Source organism: Flavobacterium psychraerolatum (assembly GCF_025960985.1).
Lineage (GTDB): Bacteria > Bacteroidota > Bacteroidia > Flavobacteriales > Flavobacteriaceae > Flavobacterium.
The window spans coordinates 23518-46531 of sequence record NZ_JAOQMX010000030.1; the positions used below are offsets into that span (position 1 = coordinate 23518).

Sequence of the window (23014 nt, forward strand, 5' to 3'; positions counted from 1 at the left end):
AATTATTATGAATTATTTAATGCTTATTAAAGTACTATTACCGAAATTTGCATTTTAATTTTTTGGACACAAACTACACCATGAAAAAACACAACTACAGCGCAGGACCATCAATTTTACCACAAGAAGTTTTTGAAAAATCAGCTCAAGCTATATTAGATTTCAATAATTCAGGATTGTCGATTTTAGAAATTTCGCACCGAAGTAAAGATTTCGTAGCTGTAATGGACGAAGCACGTACCCTAGCATTAGAATTGTTAAACCTTACAGGTAAAGGCTACCAAGCTCTTTTTCTTGCTGGTGGTGCAAGTACGGAATTCTTGAGAACTCCATACAACTTGATGAAAGAAAACGGAAAAGCGGCTTACTTAGATTCAGGAACTTGGGCAACTGCAGCTATAAAAGAAGCAAAATTCTTTGGAGAAACAGTTATCGTAGCTTCGTCAAAAGATGACAATTACAATAATGTACCTAAAGGATATGAAATTCCTGCTGATGCAGATTATTTTCACTGTACATCAAACAATACCATTTTTGGTACTCAAATGAAATCATTTCCAAAAACCAATGTACCGGTTGTTTGCGATATGAGTTCGGATATATTCTCAAGAGTAATTGATTTTACACAATTTGATATCATTTATGCTGGTGCTCAAAAGAATATGGGACCTGCTGGAGCTACTTTGGTAGTTATCAAAGAAGAAATTCTTGGTAAAAACGGAAGAGACATTCCAAGCATCTTAGATTATTCAAAACATATTAAAGCAGAGAGTATGTTTAACACACCTCCTGTTTTCCCTGTTTATGTTTCATTATTGACATTGAGATGGATTAAAGAAAAAGGTGGAGTTGCAGCTGTTGAGAAATTAAACAATGCAAAAGCAGCTTTACTATACGGAGAAATCGACAGAAACCCATTGTTCAAAGGAGCAGCAGTTACTGAAGATCGTTCTAATATGAATGCTACTTTCTTGTTGAACAACCCAGAGCATACAGAAACATTTGATAAAATGTGGAAAGAAGCTGGTATTTCTGGAATTCCAGGACACCGTTCAGTAGGTGGTTATAGAGCTTCTATCTACAACGCTATGCCAATTGAAAGCGTTCAGGTTTTGGTTGATGTGATGCAAGCTTTGGAGAAAAACGTTTAATAATTCTGTACAAAGAATTACAATCGTTGACGACAATTAAAAACGATAAAGGAATCTAGCCCCGATAGCAGTGGAAATCCTTTTTATTTTTTCTTTTAAAAATAAAAAGATTGAAACGGATAGCGGGAAATAGCTCCTAATAAATATAATTAATTTGAGATTACGACTCTTTTGTAACTCGCAATGAAATAAAAATGAAAGTATTAGCAAATGACGGAATTTCACAAAGTGGAATTGCAGCTTTAGAAAAAGGTGGTTTTGAAGTAATCACTGCAAAAGTAGCGCAAGAACAAGTAGCTAACTATATCAACGAAAATAACGTAAGCGTTATTTTGGTTCGTAGTGCGACTAAAGTTCGTAAAGATATTATTGATGCTTGTCCTGGAATCAAAATCATCGGTCGTGGTGGTGTTGGTATGGATAACATTGATGTTGAGTACGCAAAAAGCAAAGGAATCAACGTAATCAATACTCCAGCATCTTCATCTGAATCTGTTGCTGAATTGGTATTTGGTCACTTATTTTCTGGTGTTCGTTTCTTGCATGATTCTAACAGAAACATGCCATTGGAAGGGGATACTAAATTCAACGATTTGAAAAAAGCGTATGCTGACGGCGTTGAATTAAGAGGAAAAACTTTGGGTATTGTAGGTATTGGTCGTATTGGTCAAGCTACTGCAAAAATGGCTCTTGGTTTGGGTATGAAAGTTATCGCTGCCGATAGCTTTATTCCTCAAGTTGACGTAAAAGTGGAATTCTTTGACGGACAATCTATTACTACTACTATTGTTTCTCAATCTTTGGAATCTTTGTTCCAAGAGGCTGACTTCATTACATTGCACGTTCCTGCTCAAAACGGTTATATCGTTTCTGAAAAAGAATTTGCGATGATGAAAGATGGCGTTGGAATTGTAAACTGTGCTCGTGGTGGTGTAATCAACGAAGTTGATTTGGTTGCTGCTTTGGACAGTGGAAAAGTTGCTTTTGCAGGTTTGGACGTTTTTGAAAATGAACCAACTCCAGCGACTCAATTATTGATGCATTCAAAAATCTCTTTAACTCCACATATTGGAGCTGCAACTGGAGAGGCACAAGATAGAATTGGAACTGAATTGGCGTCTCAAATCATTGCTTTGATTGGATAATTAGCGTTAATTTATTATTATATTAAAGAGGATTAGTTATGAAAATTAGCTAATCCTCTTTTTTTTTGCTAGATTTGACTTACGATTTTTTTTTAATTAAAACACAATATAAAACTATGTTTGAACAATTAACACAATTAGCACAACAATTTGGAGTAGATTCAGTAATTAATAACGCTGCTGTTCCGAACGAAAAAAACGAAGCCGTTATAGGGGAAGCAAGTAATTCGGTAATTAGCGGATTGCAAAAAATTGTAGCCGATGGTGGTATTGATCAACTAGTAGGATTATTTCAAGGCAACAATGCACAAGATGCAAGTAACCCAGTTGTGCAAAAATTGACACAACAACTTTCTGGAAACTTAGGTTCAAAACTTGGTTTGGACAGTGGAGCTGCTGCTGGAGTTGCTGCAAAATTAATTCCACAAATCTTGGGATCTCTAGTAGGAAAAGCAAAAGACCCGAATGACTCAAGTTTTCAAATTAACGATATCATTAGTGCTATTTCTGGTGGTGGTGACAATAGCGGAATTATGGATGCTATTTCAAAATATGGTGGACAATTTGGTTTAGACCAAAATGGAGATGGAAAAGTAGACGTAGCAGACGCTATGGACCTAGCTTCTAAAAAAGGATTAGGTGGAATGCTTGGTGGTCTTTTTGGAAAATAAAATTACAAAATCAATATATCAAAAGAGTGTCTGAATTCCAGATGCTCTTTTTTTGTATATAACAGTCAGATATGATTTGGATTATTTTTTGTAATTTTATGGTAAATCAGCAATTTATTTCCAATGAAAAAAGGATTCTTACTTTTCGGTCTTGTTTTGCTTCTGCATATTAGCTGCACCAGCACAAAAACGGTTGTATCTCCCATCCTTTCAAATAAACCTATTAATGATACCGTAAAAATAGTTAATGACTCTTTGCAATACGAAGTGATCATTATTGACAACGGGTATAGCACTTGGCTCAACAGTAGAGCCCTTCCCCGTAATTATCATTCGCAACAATTTTTGGAAATAAAAAATCAATTTTACATTAACGAGTGGAACAACCGTGTTTTACAACCACAGCGTTTCGATCCCCATTTATATGAAATGAACATTAATTATAACCCCACAATCAATTATGGCTATGAAGTAAATTACCTTATCTACAATTACATGATTTATTTTCAAAATACCTTTAAACAAAAACTTTATGGTAATGTTCCTCTAAGATAATGTTCTTATATTTGTAATCATTATAAATAAAATGAAGAAATTAAAAGAACGTTGGGGCATTGAATCAAACATTCAATTGACAATTATATTTATCGTTTTTGCTATCACAGGTTCTACATCGGCTTGGTTATCCCGCTATGCTTGTGATTGGCTAGGATTAACCAAAACCAATTTGGGATTAGTCTACACTCCTGTCCGCCTCATTCTCATCTTTCCTATCTATCAAATTTTATTGGTATTAATTGGTTTGTTATTTGGACAATTCAAATTCTTTTGGACTTTTGAAAAAAAAATGTTACGCAGTATGGGCTTAGGTTTTTTATTTAAAGCATAAGTCATATTCTGGTAGAAATTCAAATTCTTTAGGAAACGAAGAGAAACACTTCCCAATAGTATCCTAAAATTGAATCGATCTTGCAAAAACATGAAAGTGTTTACAGTGTGGATTGCTACCTTTTTCATAAATTTGACCAAAAATAAATCCATTGATACGAATTTTTCAAATTATAACATTTTTTTTGCTCGCTTTTAGCGCAAATACGCTAATTGCTCAAACACCAAAAAAAATCATCATCGAACATTCTGACTTTGCAGATGCAAATGAAGCCGAAATGCCCGATGCTTTTTTACTTACTGGAAACGTAAGTGTTAAACATGACGGAATTGTACTTACTTGTAACAAAGCTTATTTTTTTAAAAGTGAAAATTATATCAAAGCTTTTGGAAATGTGCAAATAGTACAAGGAGATACTTTGTTTCTAAATAGTAAATATGCAGAATATAATGGGAACATGAAGCAAGCTTTTGCAACAGGCAATGCCGTTATGAGTTCACCTGATGCAACATTGGCGACAGACACAATCAATTTCAATAGAAACTCTCAGGAAGTCTATTACAACACTCAAGGTACCATTACGAACCGAGACAATATATTAAAATCAAAATCAGGACGTTATTATGTTACCGAAAAGAAGTTTCAATTTCTAACCTCGGTTACTATTACCAATCCCAAATACGTCATTAAATCCAACCATCTGGATTATTACAGTAATTCTGGTCACTCCTATCTTTTTGGTCCCTCAACTATCACCAGTAAAGAGAATTTCATTTACACCGAAAAAGGGTTTTATGATACCAAAAAGAACTTAGCTCATTTTCTACGAAAATCATATATCAAATATGACGATCGAAGGATTGAAGGAGATAGCTTGTATTATGATCGAAATAAAGAATTTGCCTCTGCTACCCGTAATGTAAAAATTACAGACACTATTAATAAAGGAATTATAAAAGGGCATTATGCCGAAATGTATAAAAAGAAAGACTCCTTATTTGTAACCAAAAGAGCAGTCGCTATTAATTTAGTTGATAAAGATTCAGTATACATTCACGGAAAAAAATTAATGGTTACAGGTCCTGAAGGCAGTAGAATAATTAGAGCCTTCAACAACGTACGCTTTTACAAAGTTGATATGAGTGGAAAATGTGACTCTCTACATTCAAGCTCTAAAGATGCACTAACAAAACTGATAGGAAATCCTATTCTATGGAATGGTGAAAACCAAATTACAGGTGACATTATGCACTTAATAGGAGATAATAACACCCAAAAACTTGATTCTTTAAAAGTTCTCAATAATACTTTTATGGTCTCTCGGGATACTCTAGGCACGGGATATAATCAAGTCAAGGGACTCAATTTGTACGGTAAATTTCAAGAAGGAAAACTCCATGAAGTAGATGTTGTCAAAAATGCTGAAGTTGTCTATTATATGCGTAATGACGAAACAGAATTGATTGGAATCAATAAAAATGTCAGCAGTAGGATTAACATGATATTAGAGAACAATACCGCCGAAACGATCACCTTTTTCAAACAAGTTGACGGAACAATTTATCCAGACGCAGATTTATCACCATACGATCGTGTATTAAAAGGAATGAAATGGAGAGGTGATGAGCGAATAAAATCTAAAGATGATATTTTCTCTGATGAAGAAAACGAACTCAATAACAAGTTGATAAAAGAAGGTGAGATTGACCAAGCTAAGGAAAATATCCCTATGAAAATCAGGAAAGAAACCTTGAATTACGACAAGAAGAAAAAGAAGAAATAATTTAAGTTTCTAGTACTTATTCTATAAATAAAAAAACTTAGTGAACCTTGCTACAAGCAAAATTCTCTTGGTAGTTAAATCAAAATACAATTGGAATCAGATTTTAAAAAATATCAAGCACAGACATCACCATACCCGCTAGGAATGGAAGTTTCACATGCCGTAGGATCTTATATTTACGATACTAGTAATAAAAAATATTTAGATTTTGTAGCCGGGGTATCTGCTTGTACTTTGGGACACCAACATCCTAGAGTAAACCAAGCAATTAAGGATCAATTGGATAAATATTCACATGTGATGGTGTATGGCGAGTATTCACAAAGTCCTGCAGTTGAATATTGTAAATTGATGGCCTCCATTCTACCAGAACCATTAAACAAAACGTATTTGGTCAACTCTGGAACCGAAGCAATAGAAGGATCATTAAAACTAGCACGCCGAGTTACAGGACGAAGTCAATTAATTTCTTGCCATAATGCTTATCATGGAAACACTATGGGATCGATGAGTGTGATGGGATTTGAAGAACGCAAACAACCCTTTCGCCCATTACTCCCAGATGTAGATTTCATCACCTTTAACAACGAAGAAGATTTAAAAAAAATCACTACCAAAACAGCTGGAATACTACTTGAAACCATTCAAGGAGGTGCTGGATTCATAGAACCACATAACGACTTCATGAAAAAGGTACGCCAACGTTGTACCGATGTAGGGGCAATGATGATTCTAGATGAAATCCAACCTGGTTTTGGTCGAACAGGAAAATTATTTGGTTTTCAGAATTACGATTTGGTACCAGACATCGTTGTAATGGGAAAAGGAATGGGAGGCGGCATGCCGGTGGGCGCCTTTACCTCTTCAGCAGAAATGATGGATTTACTTAGCGACAATCCCAAACTAGGACACATTACAACCTTCGGCGGTCATCCTGTCATAGCGGCAGCGTGTTTGGCAACATTACAAGAATTAATCGAAACCGACCTAATGCAAGAAGCATTGGAGAAAGAAAAACTCTTCCGATCGCTTTTGGTACATCCTTTGATAGAGGAAATACGAGGTAAAGGATTAATGCTTGCCGTAATGACCAAGAATGCAGACATTACAAATGAAGTAATATTAAGATGTCAAGAAAGAGGACTCATACTATTCTGGCTACTTTTTGAAGGCTGTGCCATACGTATAACACCTCCTTTAACAATTTCTGAAAGTGAAATTAGAGAAGGATGTACAATTCTAAAAGCAGTAATGGATGAAGTAGCTCAATTACAATAACAAACAGAACACCAACCACAACAGACTACCAAAAGGATTGTTAATTAAATTGTTCACAACAATTCTGATTTTTCTTCCTCATAAAAGTAATGATGCCTAACTTTAAATAGGCTAAATTCTAAACAACAACAGTATGCAATTAAGCGACGAAGAAGAAAATTACAACTTATCGCTATCTAAATTTGAGTCCATGTTGAAAACCAATAAGGTCTTCTTTTTTGACTCTGAAGAATTTGAAGAAATCATTCTTCACTATTTAGATATGGGTAAAACTGCTCTAGCAAAAAAAGCCCTTAAATTAGCATTAGACCAACATCCAAAATCAACAGGTTTGAAATTGGTACAAGTAGAAATGTTAATTTTTGAGGAAAAACTCGAAATAGCCGAAAAATTGCTCACCGAACTTTATGCGATTGAGCCTAACAATGAAGAAATTTATATTCAAAAGGCCAATATATGCTCGAAGAGAGACCAACATGAAAAAGCAGTTGAATATCTTACCATAGCATTAAAATTCACAGAGGATTATGCTGATGTGTACAACCTTATCGGAATGGAATATCTATTTATGGATAATCTGGAACAGGCAAAAGATAATTTCATCAAGTGCCTTGAAGAAGATATCGAAGATCAATCTGCTTTATACAATGTTGTTTATTGCTTTGAATTTCTGGATCAAAACCTTGAAGCAATAACCTATCTAGAACAGTATATTGACAAAAATCCATACAGCGAAATCGCTTGGCATCAAAAAGGACGCTTGCATTATGGCTTAAAAAACTATGAAGAATCTATCATCGCATTTGAGTATGCGACATTGATTGATGAAGATTTCTTGGGTGCTTACATGGAAAAAGCCAAAGCTTATGAACGTTTAAAACAATACGACAAAGCAATCGAAAGTTACGAACGTACGATTGAACTCGATGATCCAACTTCATATGCACTAATGCGAATTGGAAAATGCCATGAAAAATTAGGCAACACAGCACTTGCTTTAAAATATTATAATGATACTGTTCATGAAGACCCATTACTAGATAAGGGATGGATTGCCATAACAGACTTTTATGTGAGGCAAGATAATTTCCAAAAAGCTTTATTTTTTGTCAACAAAGCATTGGCCATTGACAATCAAAACAAGTTGTATTGGAAGCGTTTTGCAAACATAAACAAACAAATGAACTTTTTTGAAGAAGCAGAGTTTGGCTATCGAAAGGCAGTTGAATTTGGCGATACAGAAATGGATACTTGGTTATTTTGGGTAGACCTCCTATTGTTTTTGGGAGAATTTGACAGCGCCATTATCACATTACTTCAGGCTACTGAATTCTATCCTGAATCAAATGAAATAGAATATCGTTTAGCAGGTTTGTACTTTATGGTACAAGATACAACCAAAGCAAAATTTCACTTAAGCAATGCTTTACGCCTTAATTTTGATAATTACATATTACTAGAAGATATATTCCCTGTAGTTTGGGCAAAAAAAAGTGTTCGAAACTATATAGACAAACATAAAAAAGAATAATGGAAACCATTAACAAAAAACGATTCGGTTTATTAGGGAAAAATATTAGCTATTCTTTTTCAAGAGGATATTTTACTGAAAAATTTAAGACTGGTAATTTTGAAGGCTGTAGTTACGAAAACTTTGATCTACCCGATATAACGACATTTCCAAACATCATAAATGATAATAATGAGGAAATAAAAGGAATCAATGTCACCATTCCGTATAAAGAATTGGTGATTCAATACTTAGACAAGTTGTCTAAAAAAGCCGCTAAAATTGGTGCAGTTAATACCATTAAAATCACCAAAAAAGGTAAATTAAAAGGTTATAATACGGATTACTATGGATTCAAAAAATCATTACAACCGTTATTGCAACCTCACCACAAGAAAGCACTTATTTTAGGCACTGGTGGTGCATCTAAAGGAGTTGCATTTGCTCTTGGTGAATTGGGAATAGCATACACGTTTGTATCAAGGAATCTTAAAGAGAATACTATTAATTATAGCCAACTCAACGAAGAAACCTTCAAACATTACCATATCATAATTAATTGTACCCCTGTTGGAACAAGTCCAGATATTGATGCTTGCCCAGCAATTCCTTATGACTTTTTCACACAACAACATATTGCATATGATTTAATTTATAATCCTGCGGAGACAACATTTCTACAAAAAGCAAAAGCCAAAGGCGCACAAATCAAAAACGGATTAAGAATGCTTGAATTACAAGCTGAAAAATCTTGGGAGATTTGGAATAAGTAATATTTATTATAACCATATCAATCGAACATAAAAAAACCGCTTAGAGAACTTTCTAAGCGGTTTTTACTTTTATGCTAAAATAAGATTACAATCCCATTTTTTCTTTCAAAGCTTTTTTATCTGCAGACATTTCCAAAGCACCATAAACACTAATAAGTGTATTTGCTACATCTTTGTTTGTTGGATCTATTTCCAAACCTTTTACCAATAATGGAACAACACTTTGATATAGTTTTTTCTTTTCTGCTTTTAATACTTCGTATCTTTTATTGTCTTTATCAGATGTACCTAATTTATTCATTTCTGCATTAAGAGGAGTTTCAGCTTCTAACTTCAAACCTACCAAGTTAATGTATGCATTCATGTATTTAGGATCAACCTCAATAGCTTTATTATAATACATTTCTGCATCAGCTAGATTCTTTGCAGTAGCACTTACTACACCTAAATTAAATAACAAATCAGCATCATTTGGTTTTTTTGCTAAAATTTCAGTAACCAGTTTTTTATAAGAAACAAAATCTTTTGTTTCTAAATATAAATTTGCTTCAGTCATCGCCAAGGAAGTATCATCTGGATTTAATGTTCTTGCTTCAACAATCACTTTTTTAGCCTCTTCCATCTTCTTTTGTTGTACTAATATTAAGGCAATATTTTTCACAATCTCCCCTTCTTTTGAATCGACAACTTCAACTCTAGGCTTATCATAAGTTTTCAACTTAATCATTCTATCTCTGTCCTCTTTTGAAGCAAATGAATCTTCTTTACCAGTAAGGACACTAGTAGCCACATAAGTCTTTGATTTACCTGTAAAATGAATTTTTCTTAATTCTTGTAAGTCAGAAAGAGCACCGTCAAAATCTTTAGCATTTAATTTAAAGCTTGAAGCATAATACAAGTTTAGAGTGTCTTTTTTATCCAATTCATATGCTTCATAAAGCTTCTCTGCTCCTTCTTTATATTTATCAACTTTAGAATCCGCAATAGCTCCAGTCACCAACTTATCTTTAACTTTAGAGATTACTTTTTGAACTTCAGCTGTATATTCTTGCTTACCCGATTTTTTTTCGATAGCAATTACTTCTTTTGCTGCATTTGCTGCCAACGATAAATTCTTATCTACATCAACATTTTTATCTGCCGCATCCATGTAAACGGTTTCTCTCAAGTAATAATATTGTGCTTTTTCAGCATCAGAAGCATTTGCCAAAACGGATTCTACTTGATTTAATAAATCAGGAACTTCTTCTATTTTCCCTTTTTTAATTGCTTTTTCCGCCGCTTTTAATTGATCTTTTTGAGCAAAAGTAGCTACCGATACCAACAAAGCTGATGCTAGTAATACATTTTTAGCCTTCATAAATAAATTATTTTAAAAAATTAGTTTGTTTGTTTTCCTTTTAATATTAAGATTCGTCTTCATCATCTGAATCATCTTCGCTCTCTTCCTCTTCAATTTCATCATCTTCAGAATCGTCGTCTTCGTCTTCAGCACCTTCGTCTTCTAGTACTTCTAATACTGGTTTAACGCGCTCTATTATTTCTGCTTCGATTACATTACCATCTTCATCAACAACAACCTCTTCTGCATCATCTTTCATTACTTTTGTAACCGCTGCGATAGAATCTTTACCTTTCAGGTTAATTAATTTCACACCTTGAGTCGCACGACCCATCACACGTAAATCTTCAATAGCCATTCTGATTGTCAATCCAGATTTATTGATAATCATTAAATCATCAGCATCTGTAACGGCATTAATTGAGATTAGCGGTCCTGTTTTATCAGTGATATTAAGTGTTTTCACTCCTTTACCACCACGATTAGTAATACGATAAACATCTTCTCCGTCATCATCAACTAATTTAGTACGTTTACCATATCCATTTGCAGTAACAACTAATACTTGCGTATCGTTTACAGCATCTTTATCTACAGTAACCATGCCAATCACTTCATCATTATCATCTTTAAGTGAGATTCCACGTACTCCAGAAGCCGTTCTTCCCATTGGTCGCGTTTTCGTTTCTTCAAAACGAACTAATTTACCAGACTTAACAGCTAGTATTATTTGACTTTCACCATTAGTTAATTTTGCTTCTAATAATTCATCTCCTTCTTTAATAGTAATTGCAGCAACCCCATTAACTCTAGGTTTAGAATATTTCTCTAAAGAAGTTTTCTTAACCTGTCCTTTCTTGGTTACCATAACTAAATTATGAGACGTAATATAATCCTTATCTTTAAGATCTTGGGTACAGATAAATGCTTTCACTTTATCATCACTTTCGATATTCACTAAGTTTTGAATCGCTCTACCTTTGGCTGTTTTACTTCCTTCTGGTATTTCATACACACGCATCCAGAAACATTTACCTTTTTGCGTAAAGAACATCATGTATTGATGGTTTGTAGCTACAAACATATGCTCCAAGAAATCTTGATCTCTTGTTCCTGCACTTTTCTGTCCTACACCACCTCTATTTTGAGTTTTGTATTCGGTCAGGTTAGTACGTTTAATGTAACCTGCATGCGAGATCGTAATTACTACATTCTCATCTGCAATTAAATCTTCGATACTAACATCGCCTCCTGCATATTCGATAACAGAACGACGTTCATCCCCGTATTTTTCGCGAATTTCTTCCAATTCTTCTTTAATCAATGCAATTCTAAGATTCACATCTGCTAACAAAGCTCTTAAGTGCTCAATTAACTTCATGATTTCGTCGTATTCCGTTCGTAGCTTATCTTGCTCAAGACCGGTTAATTGACGTAAACGCATTTCAACGATAGCACGAGACTGAATATCAGACAATTTAAATCTTTCGATTAATTTCTCTCTTGCTTCTTCCGTACTTTTCGAAGCTTTAATCAAGGCAATAACTTCATCAATATTATCAGAAGCGATAATTAAACCTTCTAAAATATGTGCTCTTGCTTCGGCTTTCTTTAGTTCAAATTGTGTTCTACGAACTACAACATCATGACGGTGCTCAACAAAATGATGAATCATATCCTTTAGATTCAACATCTCAGGACGCCCTTTTACTAGAGCAATATTATTAACACTAAAAGAAGATTGTAGCTGCGTGTACTTATATAAGGTATTCAAAACTACATTTGGAGTCGCATCACGTTTTAGAATATAAACGATACGCATTCCATTTCTATCCGATTCGTCACGAATATTAGCAATACCTTCAATTTTTTTATCATTTACCAAGTCAGCTGTACGCTTGATCATATCTGCCTTATTGACTTGATATGGAATTTCGGTCACGATGATACATTCTCTACCGTCCACTTCTTCAAAACCAACTTTGGCGCGCATTACTACTCTACCTCTACCTGTTTTAAAAGCTTCACGTACTCCGTCATATCCATAAATCACACCTCCGGTAGGGAAATCTGGTGCTTTTATATAAGTCATCAGTTCATCAATTTCAATATCGTTATTGTCCATATAGGCCAATGTTCCATTGATAACCTCTGTTAAATTGTGTGGAGGCATATTGGTTGCCATACCTACTGCAATACCTGTTGCACCGTTAATCAACAAAGTTGGAACACGGGTTGGCATCACTTTTGGCTCATATAAAGTATCATCAAAGTTCAATTGAAAATCAACTGTTTCTTTTTCGATATCTGCCATTATTTCTTCAGAAATCTTACGCATTCTAGCCTCAGTATAACGCATTGCAGCTGGACTATCTCCATCTACAGAACCGAAGTTACCTTGACCATCTACTAATAAATAACGCATACTCCACTCTTGGGCCATACGAACCATCGCGTCATATACAGAGGTATCTCCATGAGGGTGATACTTTCCTAGAACTTCCCCAACAATTCTAGCGGATTTTTTATGGGCTTTATTTGAAAAAACTCCTAAATCATACATCCCGTAAAGAACTCTTCGATGAACAGGCTTTAAACCATCTCTAACATCTGGAAGCGCTCTGGATACAATAACCGACATCGAATAATCAATGTAAGCTGATTTCATTTCATCTTCTATGTTAATAGGAATTAACTTTTCTCCTTCAGACATAAGTTGTTATATTAAATATTATATTAGTTTCAAAACGTGCCAATATACAGCTTTTTGAATTTTTTTAAGGCTTTTTAGACCACTAATTTAAACGATTTATCAACAACTATATTTTTTTTTGTTTACTAAATTAACAATTGTTTTACTGATTTTAGTTATTTTTTTTGTCAATTAGCTGACAAGACCAGATAAAGGAATGGTTTTTGGATTTAAAATACTAAATCACTAAATTTACTGATACCAAATAAACATTATGGATGATAATTTTTCACCTAGAGTAAAAGACGTCATTACCTATAGCAAAGAAGAAGCTTTGCGATTAGGGCATGACTTTATAGGAACTGAGCATTTGATGCTTGGAATCCTAAGGGATGGTAACGGAAAAGCTATAAAAATATTAAATAATCTTTCTGTAGATTTAGATCATCTGCGGAAAAAAGTAGAAATTTTAAGCCCTGCAACCCAAAGTACAGAGACAAATATCGAGAAAAAAAACTTACATTTAACACGTCAGGCTGAACGTGCTTTAAAAACTACCTTTCTTGAGGCAAAGGTTTTCCAGAGTACCTCAATTAGTACCGCTCATTTGTTGCTTTGTATACTTAGAAACGAAAATGACCCTACAACCAAGCTACTAAATAAACTAAAAATAGATTATGATGTAGCTAAAGAACAATATTTAAATATGACACCAAACGAAGAAGAATTTTTAGAAAATTTGCCTAGAGCGACTGATTCATATAATGACGATTTAGGACAAGATGACAGTCTAAAAGAAGGAAATTTCAATAATCCAGCCAATAAGTCTAACAAAAAATCAAAGACTCCAGTATTGGACAACTTTGGGAGAGATTTAACAGAGATGGCAGAAGAAGGAAAACTGGACCCTGTTGTAGGACGTGAAAAGGAAATTGAACGTGTAAGCCAAATTTTGAGCCGACGCAAAAAGAATAATCCATTACTAATTGGAGAACCAGGTGTGGGGAAATCTGCTATTGCAGAAGGTCTAGCACTTCGTATCATTCAAAAGAAAGTATCACGTATTCTTTTTAACAAACGTGTCGTTACTCTAGATTTAGCTAGTTTAGTTGCTGGTACAAAATATAGAGGACAGTTTGAAGAGCGAATGAAAGCGGTTATGAATGAGTTAGAAAAAAATGATGATATCATTCTTTTTATTGACGAAATTCATACCATCGTAGGTGCTGGTGGAGCAACTGGCTCACTTGACGCATCCAACATGTTCAAGCCTGCTCTTGCAAGAGGTGAAATTCAGTGTATTGGTGCTACTACTCTTGATGAGTACCGACAATATATTGAAAAAGATGGTGCATTGGAGCGACGTTTTCAAAAAATCATTGTTGAGCCAACTTCTGTTGATGAAACGATTTTGATTTTGAATAACATCAAAAATAAATACGAAGACCACCATAATGTAATCTATTCACAAGAAGCTATTGAAGCTTGCGTAAAATTGACAAACCGCTATATGTCGGAACGTTTTTTACCAGACAAAGCTATTGACGCTTTGGATGAGGCAGGATCAAGAGTACACATCACCAATATTGAAGTTCCAAAACAAATTTTAGACCTGGAGCGTCAATTAGAAGAGATTCGTGAGCTTAAAAATGTTGTTGTCAAAAAACAAAAATATGAAGAGGCAGCGAAATTAAGGGATGATGAGAAAAAATTAGAAAAAGATCTTGCAATTGCTCAAGAGCAATGGGAAGAGGATGCTAAAAATAATCGCATTGAGGTTACAGAAGACAATGTTGCCGATGTTGTCTCTATGATGACTGGTATTCCAGTGAATCGTATTGCTCAAACGGAAAGCAACAAACTAGCTAAACTACCTGAATTAATTGAAAGCAAAGTTATCGGACAAAATGAAGCCGTTACCAAAATTGCTCGTTCTATTCAAAGAAATAGAGCTGGATTGAAAGATCCAAACAGACCAATTGGTTCCTTTATTTTCTTGGGGCAAACTGGTGTTGGTAAAACGCAATTGGCCAAAGTTCTTGCCAAAGAATTATTCGATTCTGAGGATGCATTAGTTCGTATTGATATGAGTGAATACATGGAAAAATTTGCAATTTCAAGATTAGTTGGTGCACCTCCGGGATATGTTGGCTACGAAGAAGGTGGTCAATTAACCGAGAAAGTACGTCGTAAACCTTATGCCGTTGTATTATTGGATGAGATTGAAAAAGCACATCCAGATGTATTCAACATGTTATTGCAAGTACTTGATGATGGTTTCTTGACCGATAGTTTAGGTCGAAAAATTGATTTTAAGAATACTATTATCATTATGACATCAAATGTTGGTGCACGCCAGTTGAAAGATTTTGGACAAGGTGTAGGGTTTGGTACAGCTGCCAAAGTAGCACAAGCAGATGACAATTCGAAAAGTATTATTGAAAATGCTTTAAAGAAAACTTTTGCTCCTGAATTCTTGAACAGAATTGATGATGTAATTGTATTCAATGCACTTGAAAAAGAAGACATCAATTTGATTATCGAAATTGAGTTAAAGAAATTATACGAAAGAGTTGCCGAATTAGGATATACTTTAAAATTATCAGACAAAGCTAAAAGCTTTATAGCAGACAAAGGTTTCGACAAACAATTTGGAGCAAGACCCTTAAAAAGAGCCATCCAAAAGTATGTTGAAGATAGCCTAGCTGAAGAAATCATAACCTCTAAAATCAATTCTGGAGATGATATTTTTATGGATATTGAAGATGGAGCACAAGAATTAACCGTAGAAATTCACAAAGCAAACGAAGCTACCAAAGAATAATATTTTTAATTAAATTAAGATATAAACCCGTTACGTTTTATTAACATAACGGGTTTGTTTATTTTATCTTTTTTCAGTTTAAAATTAAGAAACAATAACTACTTTTACCCTCTACAAACTCTCTATCATTCAAAATAAATAAAATATGTCACAAGATAAAGTCATACTCGGAAGCGAAGAATGGTGTTCATTTCCAGAATTAGGAATACCAACTATTAAAGCAAGGGTTGATTCGGGTGCAAAAACATCTGCGCTTCACGCTGTAAATATTGCACCATTTATAAAAAATGAAGCCAACTGGGTTAAGTTTGATATAAATCCAATTCAAAACAATCAAAAAACGGTTATTCATTGTGAGGCTCCTTTAATTGATAAGAGAATTGTAAAAAGTTCAAGTGGCTTTAGGGAGCAACGCTATGTTATTCAATCAACTCTAGAAATTGGAGATGACAAATGGGATATCGAAATGACATTAACCAATCGTGACTCGATGGGATATAGAATGCTTTTGGGACGTGAAGCTATGAGTGGAAGAGTTTTGGTCGATCCAGAGCAACAATATCTTTTGGGACAACCTACTCCCGAAAACTTAAAAGAACTATATAAAAATTCTGAAAAAGCGACTACAGGTTTGCGCATCGGAGTTTTGGCTAGCAATCCAGAATTGTATAGTAACAAACGAATCATGGAAGCAGGCGAAATGAGAGGTCATGAAATGCACTTTTTGAATATCAAAGAATGCTATATGAAACTAGATGCCGAAAAACCAGAAATACATTATCGCGGCGGAATCATCTTAAATAAATTTGATGCCATTATTCCAAGAATTCGCCCTAGTGCTACCTTTTACGGTTGTACATTGACACGTCAATTTGAAGCTTTGAACGTATATTGTTTGAATTCTTCAATGGCAATTACGCAATCTCGTGACAAATTGTATTCGCTACAATTATTACTTCATAGTGGGATTGGAATTCCTACAACAGGATTTGCAAACTCACCATTAGACACTAATGATTTAATTAAAATGGTTGGAGGACCACCATTAATCGTAAAATTACTAGAGGGAACTCAGGGTAAAGGAGTTGTATTAGCTGAAACAAAAAAAGCAGCAGAAAGTGTGATCAATGCCTTCAAAAGCCTTAATGCTAATATCTTAGTACAAGAATTCATAAAAGAAGCAAATGGAAAAGATTTGCGTCTGTTTGTGATTGATGGAAAAGTAGTTGCTACAATTCAAAGAGAAGCGATGCCAGGAGAATTTAGAGCCAACATTCACTTAGGTGGTACAGCCTCTATCATCAAGCCTACAACAGAAGAAAAACGAATTGCAATCAAAGCTGCCAAAGCAATGGACCTTAAAGTTGCGGGAGTAGACATCATTCGTTCTGCAAAAGGACCTTTGTTGCTAGAAGTAAATTCATCACCTGGTCTAGAAGGAATCGAAGGAGCTACTAACAAAGATATTGCAGGAGAGATGATTAAAGCAATTGAAAAGAATTTTATTAAATCAAAATAAATAAAGTACCTAAACTATAAAAAAGTGAACGTATATCTTGATATTGCTTTTCGATCAGCAGCAGTTTACTTTTTTATGGTTATTGCTTTACGCCTATTTGGCAAAAAAGAGTTATCACAACTCAACACCACAGATGTCATATTAATACTTCTTATTAGTAATTCTGTTCAAAATGCAATGGTTGGTAACGATACTTCATTATATGGTGGTATCATAGCTGCTTCTGTTTTATTCATCATTAATTTCATTCTAAAAAAATTAATGTTTCGATACAAAGGCTTCAATTATTTTATCCAACAAAAACCTCAAATACTCATACACGATGGAACTTTAGATTTTAAAATTCTAAGTCACTTAAATATCACCTCAGATGAACTTAGAGAAGCCATGAGAGAACATGGTATACAATATTTCAGCCAAGTCAAGCTAGCAATGTTAGAAATTGATGGAAATATTAGTATTATATCTGGAGACAATGAGTTAAAACAAACGCATTACAAAAGGCTTAAAAAATTAAAAAAAACTATTTCTTGATTTATACATATAAAAAAACCATCCTATTTCTAAACAGGATGGTTTTTTTATATGTATGATAGCCTATCTAAATTATAAAAAACTATTTAAAATATAATAGAATATAGCGGCTAATAAAGCTGAAATCGGAATAGTTAATACCCAAGCCCACAACAAACTTACAGTAACACCCCATCTTACAGCAGAGACACGTTTAGTCAATCCCACACCGATGATAGATCCTGTAATTGTATGCGTTGTACTTACTGGAATCTTTAAATGTTCCGTAAAATATAATGTCAAAGCACCAGCAGTTTCTGCCGCTACACCTTCAAACGAAGTTACTTTTGTGATTTTTGAACCCATTGTTTTCACAATTTTCCATCCACCACTCAAAGTTCCTGCTGCAATGGCGGTATAACAAGCCAAAGGAATCCAACCTGGCATATGAAAATCTCCTTTATCATTTGGAAGAACTACATTTAACCATTCTGGCAAACTCTCTTGGGCTGCACCAGTTGTATGAATGTATACTGCAACAGCTGCCGCAATAACCCCCATTACTTTTTGAGAATCATTTCCACCATGACCTAAACTAAAGGCTGCAGAAGACAATAATTGCATTTTTTTCAACCAATAAGTAGCTTGATTTAAATTTAAAAAACTAAAAATCAAACAAAAAACACTTACTGCAAGTATAATAAATGCAACCAAAAACCATTTTAAATTATGTGCTTCAAATGCAACACTCCAAAAATGAGAATCAAAACGAGGTTTTTCAATAGCAGCATAATACACCATTTGACCTTCAACAAACCAAATTGTAAATATCATTAAAGCCAATGTAAATAGTTTTGGATAGATACTTTTTTTGGACGAATATAACAACCAAAGTGAAATCATGTAAGACATAAATGCTCCTATTAAAGGTGCAAGAACAATAAAAGCGATGATAATCAAAACTCCCGATGGCATTCCTCCATCTTTTCCAGCAGTATACCACGACACCACTCCAAATCCTGCATGAGCAATAGCTGCACCAGCAAAACCACCAATCAAGGTATGAGAAGAACTAGAAGGAATTCCCAACCACCAAGTCAATAAATTCCAGCAAATCGCTGCAATGACTCCTGCAAGTATTACGACCAAGTTAATATCCATTGTATGTGCGGTCTTGGCAACCGTATCGGCTACTCCAAAACCAAAAACCCAATAGGCCAAAAAATTAAAAAATGCTGCCCAAATTACCGCCTGAAAAGGAGACAAAACTTTGGTAGCAACAACAGTAGCAATAGCATTAGCCGCATCATGAAAACCATTAATGTAATCAAAAATCAAGGCTAATATTATTATAACTATAAGTAATGTAAAATCCATAATTATTATTTCAGATTATAACCGATTAAATTTAAGAATGCTTAACTGCAATTGTTTCTAATACACTTGCAACACTCTTACATTTATCTGTTGCAGTCTCCAACACAGATAATACTTCTTTATATTTAATTATATTTTTGGCATCAGTTTCATTTTCAAAAATTTCAAAAACAGCTTTATTATAAACGTTATCTGATTTATTTTCTAATTTACTAATTCTCGCACAAGCTTCTGCAATGCTTCGAAGATTTTTTAAATCTCTTAACTCTTTTACTGCAGAATCAATATTTTGACATGCTTCAAGGTTAATTTCAGTTAATTTTCTAATTGACTTAGTAATTTTATCCACTTGATACAAACGCATAATACTTGCAGCACCATGTAGCTTATCAGCAACATTATCTATCGAAGTAATCAAAGAATGAATATCCTCTCTATCAAATGGTGTGATAAAATTTCTACTCAACTCCAAATTAGTTTGACGTGTGATATCTTCTCCTTTTTGTTCCAAAACATCAATTTTTTGAAAAAGAGCTTCTCTCTCCTTCAAAGGTAAATTAACTGCCTCATGTAAGTCTGCAGCCAATTCAATTAAATTACTTGATGCTTCTTCAAAAAGAGGAAAGAACTTTTTGTCTTTTGGAACTAAAAACTGAAAAATACTATTTAATGACATTTTTATCTATTTTAATGTTGTCGGCAAATTTAAATTATTTTTTTTTACTAAAGCCCTTCTACAATAATTAATTGGTAGCACCTAAACCCTTGATATACTTAACAACTAACCAAATAATTACAATTTATAGCTCAAGGTTTTTGCTTTTTTATAAAAAATACGTACTTTTGAGCATCATTTATGAAAAACAACAGAAATTCATATTCTACTCAATTAACAACTTCGACTGAAGTTGTGATTTCTGTTACCTTTACAACAACTACCACCCCTTTGGGGTAAACTTTTCACATATAATCTTATATTTGCATTTTCCTTAATTAAAGGAAAGTCTTGGATGTATAAAAAATAGTACACTTTTTTTTAATAAAACAAACAGAATGAAAGTATTAAAATTTGGCGGAACTTCCGTTGCCAATGCACAAAATATAAAACTAGTTTTGGATATCGTTGCCAACAAAGCAAACCAAGATAAGTTAGTTGTAGTGGTCTCTGCTCTTAGTAAAATAACTGATTTATTACATTTAGCAGCAACTACAGCGGCAGCAAATGATGAGCATTACAAAGAAATTATTGCCGAAATAGAAAAGAAACATTTAGACACTTTAAAGGAACTTATACCAGTAAGTCAACAAAGTAGTTTATTGAGCCATGTCAAAAGAATCATCAATCACCTTGAAACTTTATTAGATGGTTGTTTCCTATTGGGTGAACTTTCTGCTCGTACTTTGGATACCATCTTAAGCTTTGGAGAATTACTTTCTTCCTATATTATTGCGGAGGCTTTAAAACAAAATTTAAATAATAGCGGATACAAAGACAGTCGTGAGTTAATTAAAACCAATAGTAATTTTGGAAGAGCCAACGTAAATTTTGATGTAACCAATTTATTAATTAAAAACTTCTTTGAATCGAATGACAAACAGGTTGTAGTAATGCCTGGGTTTATTTCATCCTCAACAGAAGGGATTAGTACTACTCTAGGTCGTGGAGGATCTGACTTTACCGCAGCTATTATTGCGGCGGGAGTACATGCAGAAGATTTGGAAATTTGGACAGATGTAAACGGAATGTTTACTGCTAATCCAAAAATCGTAAAACAAGCACAGCCAATTGCTACCATTTCGTATCAAGAAGCGATGGAATTATCTCATTTTGGTGCAAAAGTGCTGTATCCACCAACGATTCAACCAGTATTAAGACAAAATATTCCTATTTATATCAAAAATACTTTTGCTCCAGAAGCAGAAGGAACTTTTATCTCCAACAACCCTCTACCAAGCGTTAACCCTGTAAAAGGAATTAGTCATATTGGTGGAATCACTTTGATCACATTGGAAGGTCCAGGAATGATTGGAGTTTCGGGTTCTTCAAAAAGATTGTTTGAAGTACTTTCTCATGCACAGATTAATGTAATTTTCATCACACAAGCTTCCTCTGAACATTCTATCTGTATTGGTATCATGAACGAGGATGCAGACCAAGCCGAAATTGCCATCAACAAAGCTTTTGAAATAGAAATAGTTCAAAATAGAGTTGACCCTTGTATTGTAGAGAAAAACCTTTGCATTATTGCACTTGTGGGCGAAAGCATGAAAAACCACCAAGGATTGAGTGGGAAAATGTTTAGTACTTTAGGGAAAAACAATGTAAACATTCGTGCCATTGCTCAGGGAGCTTCCGAAAGAAATATTTCGGTGGTTATTAACGAAAGAGATGTTAAGAAAGCATTAAATACCCTCCACGAACGTTTCTTTGAAGACAACACCAAGCAATTGAATTTATTTGTAATGGGAGTTGGTAATGTGGGAGAAATATTCATTTCTCAAATTGCACAACAAAAGAAATTTTTAAAAGAAAACTTAAAAATAAATCTTCGTGTTATTGCCGTTTCTAATTCTAGAAAAATGTGTTTTGACGAAGACGGAATGGACTTAAAAAAATGGAAAGACCTTCTTGATGAAAAAGGAGAAGTTGCCGACCAAGATTTGTTTGTTTCGAAAGTAAAAGAGCTTAATTTACGCAACAGTATTTTTGTAGATATTACTGCCAATGAGGGAGTTTCAAAATTATACGAAAGATTCCTAAAACAAAGTGTTGGCGTAGTTACTTGCAATAAAATTGCATGTGCCTCTGAATACAGTAACTATATAAAATTAAAAAATCTATCCCGTCAATACAATGCTCCTTTTTTGTTTGAAACGAATGTTGGTGCTGGATTACCTATTATTGATACCGTTAAAAACTTAATCGCTTCTGGTGATAAAGTAAATAAAATTCAAGCAGTACTTTCGGGAAGTTTGAATTTCATCTTCAACAATTTCGACGAAAAAAACTCTTTCCATGATGTTGTAAAAGAAGCAGGCATTCAAGGTTTCACAGAACCAGATCCAACAATAGATTTGAGCGGAGTAGATGTAGCTAGAAAAATATTAATTTTAATTCGCGAAAGCGGAAATAAAATGGATATTGAAGAAATCGCTAATGAATCTTTTATGCCTGCGGCTTGTTTACAAACGAGTTCAAACGAAGCTTTCTTTGCATCCTTGATTGAGCATGCAGCTCATTTTGACGCTATTTACAAAGAAGCTTTAAGTAAAGATTCTAGATTGAAATATGTAGCACAATTTGAAAATGGAAAAGCATGCGTAGGATTGCAATTCATTCCAAAAGACCATCCTTTTTACAACTTAGAAGGAAAAGATAACATTGTATTGTTTTATACCGATCGTTATGTCGACCAACCCTTATTAATCAAAGGTGCTGGTGCTGGTGCAGCGGTTACTGCATCTGGAATTTTTGCAGATGTGATACGAGTAGGAAACGTTTAACCCTGGCCTCTCATAAGGGAAATATGAAAGATACTAAGTTGCT

At 34.1% G+C, this 23014-nt stretch carries 17 protein-coding genes; 13 read left to right on the forward strand and 4 right to left on the reverse strand.

Annotated elements, in window-relative coordinates; all coding sequences use genetic code 11:
• Positions 1 to 80: 80 nt before the first annotated feature.
• The 9 genes from serC to M2326_RS11800 all read left to right on the forward strand — a co-directional run bounded on the left by serC (position 81) and on the right by M2326_RS11800 (position 9200).
• Positions 81 to 1151 (forward strand): 3-phosphoserine/phosphohydroxythreonine transaminase, encoded by a 1071-nt coding sequence (serC, locus tag M2326_RS11760; RefSeq protein ID WP_264619753.1) that lies wholly within the window; start codon positions 81 to 83, stop codon positions 1149 to 1151.
• 194 nt (positions 1152 to 1345) lie between these two features.
• Positions 1346 to 2296 carry a D-2-hydroxyacid dehydrogenase gene (locus M2326_RS11765; RefSeq protein ID WP_264619754.1) on the forward strand — a complete coding sequence of 317 codons (951 nt, stop codon included), beginning with the start codon at positions 1346 to 1348 and terminating at the stop codon, positions 2294 to 2296.
• 116 nt (positions 2297 to 2412) lie between these two features.
• A complete protein-coding gene (locus M2326_RS11770) occupies positions 2413 to 2967 on the forward strand; it encodes a hypothetical protein (RefSeq protein WP_264619755.1) in 555 nt (184 codons plus the stop codon).
• A 123-nt stretch (positions 2968 to 3090) separates the two neighbouring features.
• A complete protein-coding gene (locus M2326_RS11775; RefSeq protein WP_264619756.1) occupies positions 3091 to 3522 on the forward strand; it encodes a DUF6146 family protein in 432 nt (143 codons plus the stop codon).
• 31 nt (positions 3523 to 3553) lie between these two features.
• On the forward strand, positions 3554 to 3856 hold the full coding sequence (locus M2326_RS11780; protein WP_264619757.1) for a DUF6787 family protein: 303 nt from the start codon (positions 3554 to 3556) through the stop codon (positions 3854 to 3856).
• 184 nt (positions 3857 to 4040) lie between these two features.
• A complete protein-coding gene (locus M2326_RS11785; RefSeq protein ID WP_264619758.1) occupies positions 4041 to 5639 on the forward strand; it encodes an OstA-like protein in 1599 nt (532 codons plus the stop codon).
• Positions 5640 to 5729: 90 nt separating this feature from the next.
• Positions 5730 to 6917, forward strand: coding sequence for an aspartate aminotransferase family protein (locus tag M2326_RS11790; protein ID WP_264619759.1), 1188 nt, complete (start codon positions 5730 to 5732; stop codon positions 6915 to 6917).
• A 133-nt stretch (positions 6918 to 7050) separates the two neighbouring features.
• Positions 7051 to 8448, forward strand: coding sequence for a tetratricopeptide repeat protein (locus M2326_RS11795; RefSeq protein ID WP_264619760.1), 1398 nt, complete (start codon positions 7051 to 7053; stop codon positions 8446 to 8448).
• Positions 8448 to 9200: a shikimate dehydrogenase family protein gene (locus M2326_RS11800; protein WP_264619761.1), complete on the forward strand. Its 753-nt coding sequence runs from the start codon at positions 8448 to 8450 to the stop codon at positions 9198 to 9200. The genes M2326_RS11795 and M2326_RS11800 overlap by 1 nt, the downstream gene beginning before the upstream one ends.
• Positions 9201 to 9285: 85 nt before the next feature.
• On the opposite strand, the gene M2326_RS11805 is transcribed toward M2326_RS11800, so the two are convergent.
• Together M2326_RS11805 and gyrA are read right to left on the reverse strand one after the other, a co-directional pair.
• A complete protein-coding gene (locus tag M2326_RS11805) occupies positions 9286 to 10560 on the reverse strand; it encodes a tetratricopeptide repeat protein (protein WP_264619762.1) in 1275 nt (424 codons plus the stop codon).
• A 46-nt stretch (positions 10561 to 10606) separates the two neighbouring features.
• On the reverse strand, positions 10607 to 13255 hold the full coding sequence (gene gyrA / locus M2326_RS11810; RefSeq protein ID WP_264619763.1) for a DNA gyrase subunit A: 2649 nt from the start codon (positions 13253 to 13255) through the stop codon (positions 10607 to 10609).
• Between the two features lie 253 nt (positions 13256 to 13508).
• Here gyrA and M2326_RS11815 point away from each other — a divergent pair, with 253 nt between their 5' ends.
• From M2326_RS11815 to M2326_RS11825, 3 genes are all read left to right on the forward strand, one after another.
• Entirely contained in the window at positions 13509 to 16058 is a 2550-nt protein-coding gene (locus M2326_RS11815; protein WP_264619764.1) for an ATP-dependent Clp protease ATP-binding subunit, read from the forward strand.
• A 145-nt stretch (positions 16059 to 16203) separates the two neighbouring features.
• Positions 16204 to 17577 carry a 30S ribosomal protein S6--L-glutamate ligase gene (gene rimK, locus M2326_RS11820; protein ID WP_264619765.1) on the forward strand — a complete coding sequence of 458 codons (1374 nt, stop codon included), beginning with the start codon at positions 16204 to 16206 and terminating at the stop codon, positions 17575 to 17577.
• A gap of 24 nt (positions 17578 to 17601) precedes the next feature.
• Positions 17602 to 18111 carry a DUF421 domain-containing protein gene (locus M2326_RS11825; RefSeq protein WP_413603271.1) on the forward strand — a complete coding sequence of 170 codons (510 nt, stop codon included), beginning with the start codon at positions 17602 to 17604 and terminating at the stop codon, positions 18109 to 18111.
• A gap of 72 nt (positions 18112 to 18183) precedes the next feature.
• On the opposite strand, the gene M2326_RS11830 is transcribed toward M2326_RS11825, so the two are convergent.
• Together M2326_RS11830 and M2326_RS11835 are read right to left on the reverse strand one after the other, a co-directional pair.
• Entirely contained in the window at positions 18184 to 19467 is a 1284-nt protein-coding gene (locus M2326_RS11830) for an inorganic phosphate transporter (protein ID WP_264619766.1), read from the reverse strand.
• Positions 19468 to 19498: 31 nt separating this feature from the next.
• The gene (locus M2326_RS11835; protein ID WP_264619767.1) at positions 19499 to 20143 is read right to left on the reverse strand and encodes a DUF47 domain-containing protein; all 645 of its coding nucleotides are present in this window, start codon (positions 20141 to 20143) and stop codon (positions 19499 to 19501) included.
• A gap of 377 nt (positions 20144 to 20520) precedes the next feature.
• Between M2326_RS11835 and thrA the strand changes: the two genes are divergently transcribed.
• A complete protein-coding gene (thrA, locus tag M2326_RS11840) occupies positions 20521 to 22971 on the forward strand; it encodes a bifunctional aspartate kinase/homoserine dehydrogenase I (RefSeq protein WP_264619768.1) in 2451 nt (816 codons plus the stop codon).
• Positions 22972 to 23014: the final 43 nt, after the last annotated feature.